17 protein-coding genes are annotated in these 16,171 nt (G+C 64.3%); 4 read left to right on the plus strand and 13 right to left on the minus strand.

What is annotated here, in order from left to right:
- Positions 1-10: 10 nt before the first annotated feature.
- On the plus strand, positions 11-3,403 hold the full coding sequence (locus V6M37_RS04265) for a pilus assembly protein (protein ID WP_332671274.1): 3,393 nt from the start codon (positions 11-13) through the stop codon (positions 3,401-3,403).
- Between the two features lie 63 nt (positions 3,404-3,466).
- On the opposite strand, the gene V6M37_RS04270 is transcribed toward V6M37_RS04265, so the two are convergent.
- The 7 genes from V6M37_RS04270 to V6M37_RS04300 all read right to left on the minus strand — a co-directional run bounded on the left by V6M37_RS04270 (position 3,467) and on the right by V6M37_RS04300 (position 8,754).
- Positions 3,467-4,123: a GspH/FimT family pseudopilin gene (locus V6M37_RS04270; RefSeq protein ID WP_332671275.1), complete on the minus strand. Its 657-nt coding sequence runs from the start codon at positions 4,121-4,123 to the stop codon at positions 3,467-3,469.
- A 147-nt stretch (positions 4,124-4,270) separates the two neighbouring features.
- Positions 4,271-4,756 carry a YajQ family cyclic di-GMP-binding protein gene (locus V6M37_RS04275; protein ID WP_332671276.1) on the minus strand — a complete coding sequence of 162 codons (486 nt, stop codon included), beginning with the start codon at positions 4,754-4,756 and terminating at the stop codon, positions 4,271-4,273.
- Between the two features lie 12 nt (positions 4,757-4,768).
- Positions 4,769-5,092, minus strand: a complete 324-nt coding sequence (ppnP, locus tag V6M37_RS04280; protein WP_332671277.1) for a pyrimidine/purine nucleoside phosphorylase — start codon at positions 5,090-5,092, stop codon at positions 4,769-4,771.
- A gap of 13 nt (positions 5,093-5,105) precedes the next feature.
- Positions 5,106-5,336: a DUF2788 domain-containing protein gene (locus V6M37_RS04285; RefSeq protein WP_332671278.1), complete on the minus strand. Its 231-nt coding sequence runs from the start codon at positions 5,334-5,336 to the stop codon at positions 5,106-5,108.
- Positions 5,337-5,348: 12 nt separating this feature from the next.
- Complete coding sequence (locus V6M37_RS04290) at positions 5,349-6,578, minus strand: argininosuccinate synthase (protein WP_332671279.1); 1,230 nt, start codon at positions 6,576-6,578, stop codon at positions 5,349-5,351.
- Between the two features lie 69 nt (positions 6,579-6,647).
- A complete protein-coding gene (gene argF, locus V6M37_RS04295; RefSeq protein ID WP_332671280.1) occupies positions 6,648-7,571 on the minus strand; it encodes an ornithine carbamoyltransferase in 924 nt (307 codons plus the stop codon).
- A gap of 10 nt (positions 7,572-7,581) precedes the next feature.
- A complete protein-coding gene (locus V6M37_RS04300) occupies positions 7,582-8,754 on the minus strand; it encodes an aspartate aminotransferase family protein (protein WP_332671281.1) in 1,173 nt (390 codons plus the stop codon).
- Between the two features lie 282 nt (positions 8,755-9,036).
- On the opposite strand from V6M37_RS04300, the gene V6M37_RS04305 reads away from it, so the two are divergent.
- The gene (locus V6M37_RS04305) at positions 9,037-9,321 is read left to right on the plus strand and encodes a DUF3579 domain-containing protein (RefSeq protein ID WP_332671282.1); all 285 of its coding nucleotides are present in this window, start codon (positions 9,037-9,039) and stop codon (positions 9,319-9,321) included.
- Between the two features lie 95 nt (positions 9,322-9,416).
- Here the strand turns inward: V6M37_RS04305 and rpsT are convergent, their stop codons facing one another.
- Positions 9,417-9,683, minus strand: a complete 267-nt coding sequence (gene rpsT / locus V6M37_RS04310) for a 30S ribosomal protein S20 (RefSeq protein WP_076601256.1) — start codon at positions 9,681-9,683, stop codon at positions 9,417-9,419.
- Between the two features lie 177 nt (positions 9,684-9,860).
- On the opposite strand from rpsT, the gene murJ reads away from it, so the two are divergent.
- Together murJ and V6M37_RS04320 are read left to right on the plus strand one after the other, a co-directional pair.
- Positions 9,861-11,399, plus strand: coding sequence for a murein biosynthesis integral membrane protein MurJ (murJ, locus tag V6M37_RS04315; protein WP_332671283.1), 1,539 nt, complete (start codon positions 9,861-9,863; stop codon positions 11,397-11,399).
- Between the two features lie 100 nt (positions 11,400-11,499).
- Positions 11,500-12,126: a YbhB/YbcL family Raf kinase inhibitor-like protein gene (locus V6M37_RS04320; RefSeq protein ID WP_332671284.1), complete on the plus strand. Its 627-nt coding sequence runs from the start codon at positions 11,500-11,502 to the stop codon at positions 12,124-12,126.
- Positions 12,127-12,155: 29 nt separating this feature from the next.
- On the opposite strand, the gene V6M37_RS04325 is transcribed toward V6M37_RS04320, so the two are convergent.
- The 5 genes from V6M37_RS04325 to lpxK form a co-directional block, all read right to left on the minus strand.
- Complete coding sequence (locus tag V6M37_RS04325; protein ID WP_332671285.1) at positions 12,156-13,412, minus strand: 6-phosphofructokinase; 1,257 nt, start codon at positions 13,410-13,412, stop codon at positions 12,156-12,158.
- 68 nt (positions 13,413-13,480) lie between these two features.
- Complete coding sequence (gene adk, locus V6M37_RS04330; RefSeq protein WP_332671286.1) at positions 13,481-14,134, minus strand: adenylate kinase; 654 nt, start codon at positions 14,132-14,134, stop codon at positions 13,481-13,483.
- 64 nt (positions 14,135-14,198) lie between these two features.
- A complete protein-coding gene (gene kdsB / locus V6M37_RS04335; protein ID WP_332671287.1) occupies positions 14,199-14,975 on the minus strand; it encodes a 3-deoxy-manno-octulosonate cytidylyltransferase in 777 nt (258 codons plus the stop codon).
- A gap of 2 nt (positions 14,976-14,977) precedes the next feature.
- Positions 14,978-15,169 (minus strand): Trm112 family protein, encoded by a 192-nt coding sequence (locus V6M37_RS04340; protein WP_332671288.1) that lies wholly within the window; start codon positions 15,167-15,169, stop codon positions 14,978-14,980.
- Positions 15,150-16,163: a tetraacyldisaccharide 4'-kinase gene (lpxK, locus tag V6M37_RS04345; protein WP_332671289.1), complete on the minus strand. Its 1,014-nt coding sequence runs from the start codon at positions 16,161-16,163 to the stop codon at positions 15,150-15,152. Before lpxK ends, V6M37_RS04340 begins: the two co-directional genes overlap by 20 nt.
- Positions 16,164-16,171 lie beyond the last annotated feature (8 nt).

The following is a 16,171-nucleotide window of genomic DNA, read 5'->3' on the forward strand; positions in this document are numbered from 1 at the left end:
GATCGAAGCGATGAAGCCCTGGAAAAAACTCGCACTCGCATTGGTTTGCGCCGCAGCCGTTCTCCCGCTCAAGGCAAGCGCCGAGGACATCGACATCTATACGCAGTCCACCGCGGCATCGGCCCCAAACGTGCTCCTGTTCATCGATAACTCGGCCAACTGGTCCGCGGCGAATCAAGCCTGGAGCAAGGCGAGCGTCATCACGAAGTGCGGCGGCGATCCGACGTGCCTGTCCTACGCCGAAAAGGTCTTCGGATCCGAAAGCAGCCTCGTCCAGGGGCAGGTCGAAATACGCGCGCTCAAGGCCGTACTCGAAGAGCTCGCATGTGGAACGAGCGCGCCGTTCAACATCAATGTCGGCCTGATGCTCTACAACACGGCCGGGACCCTCGATAGCAACAGCGCAGTCTCCGGCTACATCCGTAGGCGCATCCAACCGCTCGCGCCGACGTTGAGCGGGTGCACCGATCTGCTCGCAGACCTGACCGAAATCGACAGCAAGATCACCGCGAACGAATTCAAAGGTCCGTCATCGACCGACTACGGAACGGCGCTGTTCGAGGCGTTCAAATATTTCGGCGGCTACGCGAAGACGAACGATGCCGCGGCAACCGCGATGAGCTCGCCCGCGGGGGAACGAGGCTTCGGTCCGTTGCGATACTCGAAGCCGCTTGATCTCGAAGACCCGGCGGCGTTCGAGACGAGTGCGAAGAACAAGTACAAGAGCCCGATCGGCGAGGACTCGTGCGGCAAGAACTACATCCTGCTGATCGGGAACCAGTTCCCGAATCAGGAATACGGCACCGATCAGAACGCGAGCCCTGCGACGAACGCGGTGATGAGCTACCTCGGACTCGCGCCCGGACAGCTCTACGATGCGAAAAACAAGTCCGACATCCGCTTTGCGGACGAATGGACACAGTTCCTTGCACACACCGACGTGAGCGCCGTTTCCGGTCACCAGCCGATCAAGACTTTCACGATCAACGTCTTCAACAAGTCGGAGGACCTGAAGCAGACTGCCCTGCTGAACAGTATGGCTATTTACGGCGGCTCGGGCGTCGGCGGCGCGTTCAAGGTCGATGGCGACCTCGGCGCGCTCGTGAAGGCGCTTCGGAACGTGTTCACGCAAATTGCCGCCGTCAATAGCGCGTTCGCATCGGCGGCATTGCCAATCAGCGTAAATACGCAGGGCACGTATCTGAACCAGGTGTTCATCGGCATGTTCCGGCCGGACGCGAACCAGCGCCCGCGGTGGGCCGGCAACCTGAAACAGTACCAGTTCAAGCTGCAGAAGACGGTCATCGGAGACACCGTCAAGCGGACGCTGTATCTCGCGGATGCGGATGGTGAGCCGGCGGTCGACAACGCGAATACCGGCTTCCTCCAGAGCTGCGCGCGCAGCTTCTGGACGTCGGACTCGGGCGACTATTGGCAGAGCGTGACCGAGCCGCCGACGCCGGACTACGACTTTCCGCGTGCTAGTTGCACCGACTTTCCGCACAACGACAGGCCGGACGGAAGCATCGTCGAGCGCGGCGGCGCGGGCCAGAAACTGCGCGTGATGACGCCGTCGGCGCGCGTGATCCGTACTTGCGCAGCCGCCCCCGCGAACTGCAACGCCCTGACGTCGTTCGACGTGGGAACTGACACGCTCAGGCAATGGATTCGCGGCGACAACGTCGGTGACGGATACAACACTGCCGAGGTGACTGCGGACGACGAGCGGTACCAGAAGGCCGCGACCAAGATGCGCCCGACAGTACACGGCGGGGTTATCCATTCACGTCCGCTCGCGATCAACTACGGCACCTCGGACGTGGAAAACGTCGTCGTCTTCTACGGCGCGGATGACGGTTTGCTGCGCGCGATCGACGGCAACCGGGACGAAGGAGACGGAGCCGTCAGTGGCTCGGAACTGTGGGCCTTCCTTCCACCCGAGTTCTTTCCCCGCCTCGCCCGGAACCGCAACAACTTTCCGCTGGTAAGTTTCTTCGACGACCCGACGTCGCCGAAGGATTATTTCTTCGACGGCTCGCTCGGTGCCTACGTCGGCCCGGAGAATGCAGACGGGACCGGCAGCCCCGTCAAGTATCTTTACGCGTCGATGCGCCGCGGCGGCCGGATGGTCTACGCGTTCGACGCGACCACCCACCCGGGCACCTCGGATCCCGTGCCGCTGTGGCGCTTCGGATGCCCGATGGATGCGAATACCGACTGCGATGGCGGGACGGGCGTAACGAAGATCGGCCAGACCTGGTCGACACCGAAGGTCGTCCGCGTCAAAGGCCAGGACACGCTCTACACAGTGTTCGGGGCCGGCTATGACAAATGCGAGGACACCGAGCTGCGCAACTGCTCGTCGTCGACGACCGGCAAAGGCATCTACGTCCTCGACGCCGCGACAGGCGCGCTTTTACGTTTCATCGATTTCGGCGCGGCCGCCGGTCACGTCGTTGCCGACCTCGTGCCCCTCGACACAAACGTCGACGGGTACTCCGACGTGCTCTATGCCGCCGACACGATTGGCAACCTTTGGCGGATTAACTTGACCGACCCGACCGCTGCCGACGCCCAGGACCAGAACGACTGGATCGTGACGAAGGTCGCGAAGATCGGCGATTGGACCAACGAACAGCGCCGCCGGAAGTTTCTCTACGCGCCCGACGTCATCACGATCGGAAATTACAACGTCGTGCTGATCGGGTCTGGCAACCGCGAGAAGCCGCTCGACACGTCTGCCGCCGCGAAAGTCCGGAACCGCTTCTACGGCTTCTGGGACGAATATTCACGTACGTCCGGTTCAGCTTCGCCGTTCGTCACGATCGACGACAGCAACGACTGCGACGCGCCGGGGAACGCAGCGCTCAGTTCGACGAGTTGTCACCTGATGAACACGACCGACACGACCGTCGACTACCTTGCGGTCTTCTCGGATCCGGACAAAAGGCCCCGCGGCTGGGTGATCGATCTCGACCAGATGAGTGTCGGCGGCCCGAAGGAGCAGATCGTGACGAGCGCCGCAACGATCGGGGGGCTCGTCAACTTCAGCACTTTCCAGGCGAAGAACCCCGACAACTGCTCCGCGCTCGGCACAGCACGGGGCTACGCGGCCTGCTTCCTGCATGGCGGGGCGACGTGTGACGGGCCGTCGTCGTCGCCGATCGCCCGATCGGCGACGTTCACCGGAGGGGGCCTTCCTCCGTCGGCGGTCGTCGGACTCGTCGAGGTCGACGGCGAGATCGTCCCGTTTATGATGGGCGGAAAGCCGAGCGGAGGCGAGGGAGGCGGCGCTTCCGGCGACGAAAACTCGCTTGGCGGCTCACCGCTGGAGGGCCAGCTTCCGCCGATTCCAATCAAGAACCACCGAATGAAGGTGTATCGGTACAAGACGATCGACTAGCGTCGTCGGCATGCGGGGGGAAAGGACGGAATTGACTCCCTCCGGGCGTCCTCCATCCCTGCCTCAACACGCCGTCCGACGTACCCGGGGGCGGCCGGCGTAGTTGATGATCAGCTGGCGGCCGAATGGCGCCTCGCAGATCGTGATCGTGCCCATTTGAAGACCGCCGCTGAGGAGCTGCGAGCGGCCGGTCGCGACGTACGACACGTATTCGGACACGGGCGCGTTCCCAGTAACACTGATCGTAGCTGGCCGCGCCGGCGCCGACGCGATCAGCGCCTCTCCGACGTCCCGGTTTCCGTTTTCGTCGGCATCTTCGAACACGAGCCATCCTTCGTGCCAGCCCCCTCCCCCGCCGCAGCTCGACGCGTCCCTGCTCACGCACATAGTCACGCGCCGCCGGCGCTTGAGTGCCTCGGACCGCGTCAGCAAGATTGTGCCGAGGAAATCGTTCGACGCATCGACAACCCGGTTTTCGGAAACGAGACCAGAGAACGAAGGCGCCGCACGAGACACGAGAAGCGCGAGAATCGCGATAACGACGAGAAGCTCAACGAGACTGAAACCCGCGGAGGTACTCGCACGAACGCTCCCCGCGTTGACGCGCGGCAATGCGCTTCTGTTTTTGGCTTCGGACCCCGTACGTCCCATTGTCCCTCCCCGCTGCATTCGACCCGGAGCGGCAATTCTATTTGCATTGTCTGAATACTCCAAAAGCATATTTCAATGCGAATTTCGACACGCTCGCCGGCTTGCTCAATGCAGGCCCGCGTCGCGCGTCCAGAAAACAAAAAGGGCGCTGCTCGATCCAGAGCAGCGCCCTTCCGTGGGGAAACTGGCGACGCGATTGCGCCGGCCCTTCGAACCCTAGTCCCTGAAATTCCCGAACTGCAACGGAAAATCCGTGATTTCCTTCTTCACCAACGCGATCGCGTCCTGCAACACGTCGCGCTTCGCCCCGCTCACGCGCACAGCGTCGCCCTGGATCGACGCCTGGACCTTCAGCTTGCTGTCTTTCAGCAGCTTGACGATTTTCTTGGAAACGTCCTGCTCGACGCCGACGCGGACCTTCAGTTCCTGTTTGAGCTTGTTACCGCCGATCTTTTGCGGATCGCCGTGTTCGAGGCAGCGGACGTCGATCTTCTTGGCGGTCATTTCTGGCAGCAGGATTTGCCGCATCTGGTCGAGCTGAAAGTCGCTGTCGCCGAAGAGAGTGAGCAATTTCTCGCTCTGCTCAACGCGGGCGTCGGTGCCTTTGAAGTCGTAGCGGCCGGTGATCTTTCGGTTCGCCACGTCCACCGCATTCTTCAGTGATGGCATGTCGACTTCGGACATGATGTCGAAAGATGGCATGGCCGCTTTCCCTCACCCGAAATGGCAGATGTAGTGGTAGGGCTCGCCGTCGACTTCGATGTCGAAACTGGAGTTGCCCGGTACGTTGAACGATTGGCCGGCGCCGTAGATCTTCCACTCGTTCTCGCCTTTCAGGCGGACCCGGCAGCTGCCGGCGACCCCTTCCATGATTTCGGCGACGCCGGTGTTGAACGTCAAGGTCGACGGCAGGATCACGCCGACCGACTTCTTCGTGCCGTCGGCGAGCACGATGCCGTGGCTCACGCACTTGCCGTCGAAATAGACATTGGCCTTGGTCGTGACGGAGACGCCGTCGTACTTGTCGGTCAAGCTCATGCTTGGGTAATCCTTATTCGATGCCCAGAAATTTCTGAATGAAGCTCTTGGAGATGAAGCCGACGAACCCGAGCCCGAGCGCGATGAACAACCACACGGTGCCGTACCGGCCGGCTTTCGATTCCTTTGCGAGGTTGCCGATGATGAACAGCATGTAGAGGATCAGCGCAGTCAGGAGGATCTTGAGCGAGTAATCCTCGAACTCCGCGATCGTCAGCCCGAAGATGATCGGGTCGCCGTCCATCGATCGGTCTCCTTAGCCGCGCTTGGTCTTCGCGTTCGCGGCGATGCGCATGCGCAGCGCATTGAGGCGGATGAAGCCGTGCGCGTCCTTCTGGTTGTACGCGCCCTGGTCGTCCTCGAACGTCGCAATGGTCGGATCGAACAGCGAGTCGGTCTTCGAATCGCGGCCGGTGACGATGACGTTGCCCTTGTACAGCTTCACGCGCACCCACCCGTTGACGGTCTGCTGCGTGTGGTCGATCAGCGCCTGCAGCGCGTGGCGCTCGGGGCTCCACCAGTAGCCGTTGTAGATCAGACTGGCGTAACGCGGCATCAGGTCGTCCTTGAGGTGGGCGACTTCGCGGTCGAGCGTGACGGATTCGATCGCGCGGTGCGCGCGCAGCAGGATCGTGCCTCCCGGGGTCTCGTAGCAGCCGCGGCTCTTCATGCCGACATAGCGGTTCTCGACGAGATCGAGCCGGCCGATGCCGTGCTTGCCGCCGAGCTCGTTGAGCTTCGCGAGCAGTTCGTGCGCCTTCATCCGCGTGCCGTTGATCGCGACGAGGTCGCCGCGCTCGAACTCGAGATCGACGTACTCGGCCGCGTCGGGCGCGGATTCCGGCGACACCGTCCAGCGCCACATGTCTTCCTCGGCCTCGGCGGCCGGATTCTCGAGATGGCGACCTTCGAACGAAATGTGCAGCAGGTTCGCATCCATCGAGTATGGCGAGCCGCCTTGCTTGTGCTTCATCTCGATCGGGATGCCGGCGCGCTCGGCGTACGCGAGGAGCTTTTCCCGCGACAGCAGATCCCATTCGCGCCACGGCGCGATGACTTTCACGCCGGGCATCAGCGCGTAATAGCCGAGTTCGAAACGGACCTGGTCGTTGCCCTTGCCGGTCGCGCCGTGCGAGACGGCGTCGGCGCCGGCGGCCTGGGCGATCTCGATCTGGCGCTTCGCGATCAGCGGGCGGGCGATCGAGGTGCCGAGCAGGTATTCGCCTTCGTAGACGGTATTGCAGCGGAACATCGGGAACACGAAGTCGCGGACGAACTCCTCGCGCAGATCGTCGATGAAGATGTTCTCGGGTTTGATGCCGAACTTCAGCGCCTTCTGACGGGCGGGCTCGAGCTCCTCGCCCTGGCCGAGGTCGGCGGTGAAGGTCACCACCTCGCACTGATAGGTGTCCTGCAGCCACTTCAGGATCACCGAGGTGTCCAGGCCGCCCGAATAGGCGAGCACCGCTTTCTTCACGTCACTCATGATTTCCGCTCTTCCGATTTCCGCTCAACAGGCTGGCCGCAACGCGACCCGGTTCTCAACGTGCGGGCGTCAGTCTTCGACCTTGCCCAGCACGAGGTATTCCATCAGTGCTTTCTGCACATGCAGGCGATTTTCCGCCTCGTCCCAGACGACCGATTGCGGTCCGTCGATGACATCTGCCGTGACTTCCTCGCCCCGGTGGGCGGGCAGGCAGTGCATGAACACGGCATCGGCGCGCGCATTGCCCATCATCTCGGCATCGACACACCAGTCCGCGAAATCCTTCATCCGCTCGTCGTTCTCGGCCTCGAAGCCCATCGAGGTCCAGACGTCGGTCGTGACGAGATCCGCACCCTTGCACGCCTGCATCGGGTCCTCGAACTGCTCGAAGTGCCCGGTGCCGTACAGCCCGGCGCGCTCGGGTTCGACCTCGTAGCCCGGCGGCGTCGACACGTGGACGTTGAAGTCGAGCAACTCGGCGGCCTGCAGCCAGGTGTTGCACATGTTGTTCGAGTCGCCGACCCACGCGACGGTCTTGCCCCGGATCGAGCCGCGATGCTCGATGAACGTGTAGATGTCCGCGAGGATCTGGCAGGGGTGATATTCGTTCGTCAGCCCGTTTATGACCGGCACGCGCGAATGCGCGGCGAAGCGTTCGATGATGTCCTGCTCGAAGGTGCGGATCATCACGAGGTCGCTCATGCGCGAGATCACCTGCGCCGCATCCTCGACGGGTTCCCCGCGACCGAGCTGCGAATCGCGCGTATTCAGGTAGATCGCCGACCCGCCGAGCTGCTGCATCCCTGCCTCGAACGACAAGCGGGTGCGCGTGCTGGCCTTCTCGAAGATCATCACGAGCGAGCGGTCGAATAGCGGGTGATAGGGTTCATAGCGCTTGAACTTGTCCTTGATCCAGCGCGTCCGGGCGAAGACCTGTTCGTAGTCTTCCCGGGTGAAATCCTTGAATTGCAGGTAGTGGCGCGGTTGCTTCATCGGGCCGCCCTCATTGTTCGAGATGCTGCCGCACGAGCGGCGCGAGCCGCTCGACGAGCGTCTGCGCGTCCTGCTCGGTGAAGACGAGCGCAGGCAACAGGCGGATCACGCGCTCCGCGGTGACGTTGATCAGCAGGCCGGCCTCGAGCGCCTGCGAGACGAGTCCGCCGCATGGCCGGTCGAGCTCGATGCCGATCATCAGGCCCTGTCCGCGGATGTCGACGACGCCCGAAACGCCGGCGAGCGCTTCGTGCATGCCGGCCCGCATCGCTTCGCCGACGCGGACGGCGTTCGCCATCAGGCCGTCGTCCTCGATCGTCGCGAGCGTTTCGAGTCCGGCGGCGCACGCAAGGGGGTTGCCGCCGAAAGTCGAACCGTGGTTACCGGGACCGAACAAGCCGGCCGCGAGACCGGTCGTGACGCAGGCGCCGATCGGGACGCCCGAGCCGAGCCCCTTCGCCAGCGTCATCATGTCCGGCTTGACCCCGGCATGCTGCCAGCCGAACCACTTGCCGGTGCGCCCCATGCCGCACTGCACTTCGTCGCAGATCATCATCCAGCCGCGTTCGTCGCACACCTGCCGCAGTTCGCGCTGGAACGCCTCGTCGGCGATATTGATGCCGCCTTCGCCTTGCACCATCTCCAGCATCACGGCGACGACGTTGTGATTGTGCTCGCCGACGGTGCGGATCGCGCCGATGTCCTTGTATGGCACGCGCACGAAGCCGGATACCAGCGGCTCAAAGCCGGCTTGGGTTTTGCGGTTCCCCGTCGCGGACAGCGTCGCCAGCGTGCGGCCGTGGAACGCGTTTTCCATAACGATGATCGTCGGCTGCTCGATGCCCTTCTTGTGACCGTAGAACCGTGCGAGCTTGATTGCCGCTTCGTTGGCCTCGCAGCCGGAGTTGCAGAAAAACACTTCGTCCATGCCTGACAGAGCGGCGAGACGATCGGAGAGTTCTTCCTGAAGCGGGATGCGATAGAGGTTCGATGTATGCAGGACGCGTCCAGCCTGGGCGGCGATCGTGCGGACGAGACGCGGATGATTATGGCCGAGGGTCGACACGGCGATGCCCGAGAGCGCGTCGAGATAACGTTTTCCCGTCTCATCAAAGAGCCAGACGCCCTCGCCATGCGTGAACGCGACAGGCAATCTGGCGTAAGTGTTCATGAGATGCGACATGGATGACCCCGATCAGGATAACCAGAAATGCACACGGCGGCAGGGCGCCGCCGTGTGAAGTCGAAGCGGCGATGTTAAGCGAAAGGCTCCGGATTGTATAGTTTGCGGACCGCCCGGGGAGCGTTCGCACGCGGCCTCCGAGCACCGTCGACAGGTGCCTTTCGATCGCGCCGGCGACTCAGTCGCGGCCTTCTTTCTGATAGAATCCGCCCCGTTTTCGAGGCGCCGCAGAATCGGCGAAAGCCGGAGCGCCGACTCCCCCCAGCCGCCATGGCGTGACATATGAATCAAGCAAACAACAGCTTCGTCATCATCGGGGTCACCAAAGAAGGAAAGAAATTCCGCCCTAGCGACTGGGCCGACCGCTTGTGCGGCATCATGTCGGCGTTCGGCGCCGACAATCGCATGACGTACTCGCCTTACGTGCGCCCCGGCTGCACTCTCAAAGGAGACAAAACGGTTCTGGTCGACGCCCGCCTCTACGCGGTCGAACCCCTCGCGTACAAATTCCTGATCAACTTCGCGAACGACAACGACCTGCAGATGGAGCCGATCGAGGGCGTGTGACTACGGCCTGCGCCATAGCCCGCTCCAGCCGCACGCTGACGCAAAAACGGCGACCCGAAGTCGCCGTTTCTATTTTGCAGCCGGGGATGCGCAGATCAGGCAGCCATCGCCTTGATCGCGGCCGACAGACGGCTCTTGTGACGCGCGGCCTTGTTCTTGTGGATGATCTTCTTGTCGGCGATGCTGTCGATCGTGCTCGTCGAGGTGCGGAACACGGCTTGCGCAGCGGCCTTGTCGCCACCCACGACGGCCTTTTGCACAGCCTTGATCGCGGTACGCAGACGCGAACGCAGGCTGCCATTGTGAGCGCGGGCCACGACCGCCTGACGGGCGCGCTTGCGGGCTTGTGCCGAATTGGCCATAAATGTGTTCTTCCGTTGGTTGGTTCGTGAAAGCGCGCGAGTTTACCGCCCAACGAGCTGCCGCGCAAGCCTGCGGCGCTGCCGACCTCGTTGCCCGGGGAAATACATCGTCGTTTCAATCGAACGCCTGCGGCGTTGCGGCTGCCGCTATCATCTCGGCTTTTCCCGGAATTCCGCATGAATCTGTTGCGTGCGCTCGCGACCGTGAGCGGCATGACGCTGCTGTCGCGCATTCTCGGCTTTGTCCGCGACTTCGTGATCGCCCGTGCGTTCGGTGCCGGCATTGCGACCGACGCGTTCTTCGTCGCATTCCGCTTGCCGAACCTGCTGCGGCGGATGTTCGCCGAGGGCGCATTCTCGCAGGCCTTCGTGCCGATCCTCGCCGAATACAAGAACCGGCAGGGACCGGAGGAAACGCACCGGCTCGTGAATCGCGTCGCCACCGCGCTCGGGCTCACCGTCACGGCCGTCGCGGCCCTCGGGATCCTCGCCGCGCCGCTCATCATCGCGATCTCGGCGCCGGGCTTCGCGGCGGAGCCCGACAAGTTCGCGCTGACGGTCGAACTTACCCGCATCACCTTCCCGTACATCCTGTTCATGTCGCTGGTCGCGCTCGCCGGGGGCGTGCTGAACACCTGGAGCCGTTTCGCGATTCCCGCCTTCACGCCGGTACTACTGAACCTCTCGTTCATCGCGATGGCGTTGTTCGCCGCGCCGTATTTCGATCCGCCGGTGCTTGCGCTCGCGTGGGCTGTGTTCATCGGCGGCGTGCTGCAGTTGGCGCTGCAGCTGCGTCCGCTGTCGCGCATCGGCTTGCTGCCGCGATTCGACCTGAACCTGTCCGACCCCGGCGTGCGGCGCACCGCGAAGCTGATGGCTCCGGCGATCCTCGGCGTGTCGGTCAGCCAGATCTCGCTGCTGATCAACACGATCTTTGCGTCCTTCCTCGAAAGCGGCAGCGTGTCGTGGCTGTACTACGCGGACCGGCTGATGGAGTTTCCGGCGGGGCTGCTCGGCGCCGCGCTCGGCACGATCCTGCTGCCTAGCCTGTCGAAGCTCCACGCGGATGAACAGCCGCAGGCGTTCTCGTCGTTGCTCGACTGGGGCCTGCGACTGACGCTGCTGCTGACACTTCCCGCCGCGCTCGCGCTCGCGCTGCTCGCGGTGCCGCTGATTTCGACGCTGTTCCAGCACGGGGCGTTCACTGCGGCAGACGTGATGCAAACGCGGCTCGCGCTGATCGCCTACAGCGTCGGACTGACCGGGCTGATTCTCGTCAAGATCCTCGCGCCCGGTTTCTACGCACGCCAGGACATCCGCACGCCGGTGAAGATCGCGATCCTGACGCTCGTCGCGACGCAACTGATGAATCTCGCATTCATCGTGCCGCTGAAGCATGCCGGACTCGCGTTGTCCATCGGACTCGCGTCCCTGCTCAATGCCGGACTGCTGTTTCGCGGCCTGCGCCGCCGCGACGTCTATCAGCCGCAACCGGGATGGGGTCGATTCTCGCTGCGCATGGCCGCCGCGCTGGTCGCACTTGGCGCCGTGTTGTGGTTCGGTGCCGGCGAAGAGGCTTCGTGGCTGGTACAGGGCGGTGTGGCTCGCATGCTGCGGCTTGCGGTGCTCGTGAGCGCCGGCGGCGCCGCTTATCTTGCAACGCTGTTCGCGCTCGGTTTCCGGCTCCGCGACTTCAGGCGGCGCGGTGCAGCGTGAGCGCCCGCAAGCGGTGCGGTCCGCGGCCCGAATCGCGCACTACAATGGATCGAAGCCGTTTCCGCGTTCCGGCCCGATGAACCCAAAGGAGTCCAGCGGCATGAAACTCACCAGCCAGAGCTTCGCCGACGGCGAGCGCATTCCTCGCGAGTTCGCATTCTGCGTTCCCGCAGTTGACGGCCACGTCCGCCTCGGCAACAACCTCAACCCGCAGCTCGAGTGGCCCAGCGCGCCGGCGGGGACGCGCTCGTTCGCGTTGATCTGTCATGATCCGGACGTGCCGAGCAAGGGCGACGACGTAAATCAGGAGGGGAAAGTCGTCCCCGCCACGCTTGCCCGCGTCGATTTCTTCCACTGGGTACTGGCAGATCTGCCGGCTGATCTGCGCGAAATTCCGGCCGGAAGCTTTTCGAACGAAGTGACCCCGGGCGGAAAACCGGGACCCGATGCGCCGTACGGAAAGCATGGAATCAACGACTATACCGCGTGGTTCGCAGGCGACGACGCGATGCGCGGCGACTATCACGGTTACGACGGACCGTGCCCGCCATGGAACGACGAGCTGGTGCACCGCTACGTATTCACGCTCTACGCGCTCGACATCGACGGCTGCGTACCGGAGGGCCGATTTGGCGGCACGGAGCTGCGCAACGCGATCGCCGGCCATATCCTCGCCGAAGCGAAACTCACCGGAACCTACACGCTGAACCCTGCCGCCGCCGATTAGCCATCAGCCGGTCCGGACTGGACGTAGGGTCAGGGCCGGTAAGGCGGGAGCACCGGCGCCACAACCGGAAGGACGAAGCGCGGATAGTCGGGCAACCCGTCCGAGAATGGCGGAGACAACTCGCCTTCGATCAGGGGGCGGAGGTACCGGCGCGCCGCATCGGTGACGTGCAGACCGTCCGCGCGGATGAAGGACGCGGGAACCCGGCGTTCGAGGTTCGCGATCGCCGCCACGTCGACGGGTTCGACTTCCCAGCGGTAGGGGGCATCGGCGACGCGGCGAATCGCGGGCATCACGCGATCCCGCCCGGAAACGGCATAGTCGACCGCCGCATGGCCGACCGCCCGCGCCTGCGCGTGGTCGGTCCCCGAGACGAGATGACCGGCGGCCCGCTGGAGATAATCGGGAATCGCCCAGTGATGCTTGTAGCCTAACCGACGATAAATCATGCGCGCGATGCACTGGCCGGCGCCGCCGAGTTGGATGTGGCCTTTCGCGTCCTTGCTCTGCTCCATCAGCAGCGTTCCGTTCGAACGGCGAATGCCCTCGGACACGGTGATCGCACAATAGCCGAGCCGCGCGACGGTCGCCTCGACCGCAGCAAGGAAGGGCTCCTCGTCGAACGGCACTTCGGGCATCAGGATGATGTGCGGCGGCTCGTCGCCGCCGCGGGATGCCAGCGCGGTAGCGGCCGCGATCCAGCCGGCGTTGCGCCCCATGACTTCGAGCACGAATGCGCGCCCGACGCGACTCGCCATCGACATGAGGTCGAGTCCCGCTTCGAGCATCGCCGTCGCCGCGTATTTCGCCGCTGAACCGAAGCCCGGCGAGCAGTCCGTCCCTTCCAAGTCGTTGTCGACCGTCTTCGGCACGCCGATGCAGACGAGCGGATAACCCCGCTGTCGCGCCGCAAGCGAGACTTTCGCGACCGTGTCCATCGACCCGTTGCCGCCGTTGTAGAGGAAATAGCCTATCCCGTGCGCCGCGAAGACGTCGAACAGCCGGTCGTACTGCGCCGGATTCGCGTCGGGGGCGTCGACATCGAAGCGGCACGAGCCAAACGTGCCGCCGGGCGTATGCGAAAGCCTCTCGAGGTCCGCCGCCGAGAGCGGCGAGGTGTCGACCAGGTCTTCGCCGAGAATGCCGAGAATGCCGTGCCGGGCGGCAAGGATATTGCCGACCGCGTCGGGCCGTCCGCGGGCGGCGTAGATGACGCTCGCCGCGGTCGCGTTGATGACGGCGGTGACGCCGCCGGACTGTGCGTAAAGGAGATTCGCTTTCTTCATCGGCTCGTTAACGGAAACGCGGCGAAGGGGCGTCCGCCGCTCGCCGCGTTCAGCGCGAAAAATGATACTTACTTCAGCGCTTCGAATGCGCGCGCGGTGATCTCGTCGACGGCGCCGAGGCCCGCGATCTTGCGAACTTTCGGCGCTCCGGGCGCACCGGAATCGGCCCACTTCGTGTAGTACGCGACGAGCGGCTTGGTCTGGGAATGATAGACCTCGAGACGCTTCTTGACGGTTTCCTCGCGGTCGTCGTCACGCTGGATCAGATCCTCGCCGGTCACGTCGTCCTTGCCCGCGACCTTCGGCGGGTTGTATTTGACGTGGTAGGTACGGCCGGACGCCAGATGCGCGCGGCGGCCGCTCATGCGTTCGACGATCTCGCTGTCCGGGACGTCGATTTCGAGCACGAAGTCGATCGGCACGCCAGCATCCTTCATCGCGTCGGCTTGCGGAATCGTCCGCGGGAAGCCGTCGAACATATAACCGGCCTTGCAGTCGTCTTCCTTGAGACGATCCTTCACCAGCCCGATGATAATGTCATCGGACACGAGCCCGCCGGCGTCCATGACCTTCTTGGCTTCGATCCCGAGCGGCGTTCCCGCCTTGACGGCGGCACGCAGCATGTCGCCGGTGGAAATCTGCGGAATGTCGAACCTCTCCTTGATGAAGTTCGCCTGTGTGCCCTTGCCCGCTCCCGGGGGTCCCAACAGAATCAAACGCATGCTCCCTCCCTGTCATGCGGCCGTACCGCGCCGCGTCGTTATGCAAAAAAAAAGACTTCGAAACTTACTCGACTCCCTCCAGCCGGTCAAACACGGCCCTCACCCGCTCCAGATCCTCCGGCGTATCGACTCCGGCGGCCGGCGCGGCGGCGATCCGCAGCACGCGGATCGGGTACCCGTGCCAGAGCGCGCGCAGCTGTTCGAGCGCTTCCCACTGTTCGAGCGGCGAGATCGCGAGGCTCGCGTACCGGCGCAGGAACGCGGCGCGGTACGCGTAGATCCCGACATGGCGCAGCGCCGGAAGCCCGGCCGGAAGCGGGTCGCCCGCGGTCGCGAACGCGTCGCGCGCCCACGGCATCGGCGCGCGGGAGAAATACAGCGCCCGCTCGCGCGCGTCGCAGACGACTTTCACGACGTTCGGATTGAAGAACTCGGCCGCCTCCTGCAGCGGGTGGGCTGCGGTGGCGATCGCGGCGGCCGGGTCATCGGCGAGCGCCTCGGCGACCGCGGCGATCAGCGCCGGGTCGATCAGCGGTTCGTCGCCCTGCACGTTGACGACGATGTCGTCCGCATCCCAGCCGAGCACATCGACGACCTCGGCCAGGCGATCGGTGCCGCTCGGATGGTCCGCACGCGTCACCAGCGCGTCGCCGCCGGCCGCGACGACGGCGTCGCGGACGGCCTCGTTGTCAGTCGCGACCCATACCGACGCAGCGCCCGTCCTGCGGACACGTTCGAGCACCCTCACGATCATCGGCTTTCCGCCGATGTCGGCGAGCGGTTTACCCGGGAGACGGGTCGATGCGAACCTGGCCGGAATGACGACGTGGAACGCGGGCATCGTCAGCGACGCAGCGCGTCGACCTCTTCGGCGCCCATTTGCCGCGCTTCTTCCTCGAGCATCACCGGAATTCCGTCCCGGATCGGAAACGCCACCCGATCGGCCTTGCAGACGAGTTCCTGCTTGTCCCTGACGAAATCGAGAGGGCCCTTGCAGATCGGGCATACGAGGATTTCAAGCAGTCTGGCGTCCATGCGTCAGTTTCTCCAGGATTCGTTCGGCGGCGCCCGCGGCAATCCGTGCCGTCACCGGGAATTCCCAAGTGTCCGCGGGGGCGAAGGACGCGCATTTTACCGCATCCTTGCTGGTGAGAATTTTGGCTTCGCCGGGCGCGAAGTCGAGATCGGCCGGCGCGAAGCGGTGATGGTCGGGGAACGGATGGCCGACGACATCGAGTCCCATCGCCGCCAGCTGCGCGAAAAAGCGCTCGGGCCGGCCGATGCCGGCAACCGCGTGCACCCGTCGTCCGCGAAACGCCTCGGCACTGCGGCGCTCGCGCGGGTCGCGAAGAGAAACGAATTCAGTGCCTTCGAGCCCCATCGCAAACACTACCTGCCGCTGCAGGCGCCGGACAAGGAGGTCCGACAGCGCCCCGTGGGCGAGAATCAGATCGACCGAGTCGAGCCGCCCGACCGGCTCGCGCAGCGGCCCGGCCGGGAGGAGCCAGCCATTGCCGAGCATCCGCTCATCGACGACCGCGACTTCGAGGTCGCGTTTAAGCGGGTAGTGCTGCAAGCCGTCGTCGGAGACGATGACGTCGCATTGGGGATGGGCGCGCAGCAGGGCGCGCGCCGCTTCCGGCCGGTCGGCCCCGACCGCGACCGGGCAGCGCGCGAGCCGCGCGAGCAGCACCGGCTCGTCCCCGAATGACGCCGGATCGCCGTTTTCGGGCACGACTGCGACGCCTTCAACGCTGCCGCCATAACCGCGACTGATGATTCCCGGCCGGAAGCCCGCTTCGCGGAGAATGCGGACGAGCCATTCGACGACGGGCGTCTTGCCGCTACCGCCGACCGCGATGTTGCCGACGACGACGACGGGAACGGGAACCCGGACTGCCTTCAGCACGCCTGCGCGGAACAGCAGCCGGCGCAGGCCCGACAGCAGGGCGAAGAGCCCGGACAGCGGCAGCAGCGCGAGGGCGATGAGCGACCGCGACTGCCAGAACGCCGGCGCTTTGCGCGGCATCGTTCAGT

It is taken from the genome of Aromatoleum sp., from assembly GCF_036675785.1.
Lineage (GTDB): Bacteria > Pseudomonadota > Gammaproteobacteria > Burkholderiales > Rhodocyclaceae > Aromatoleum.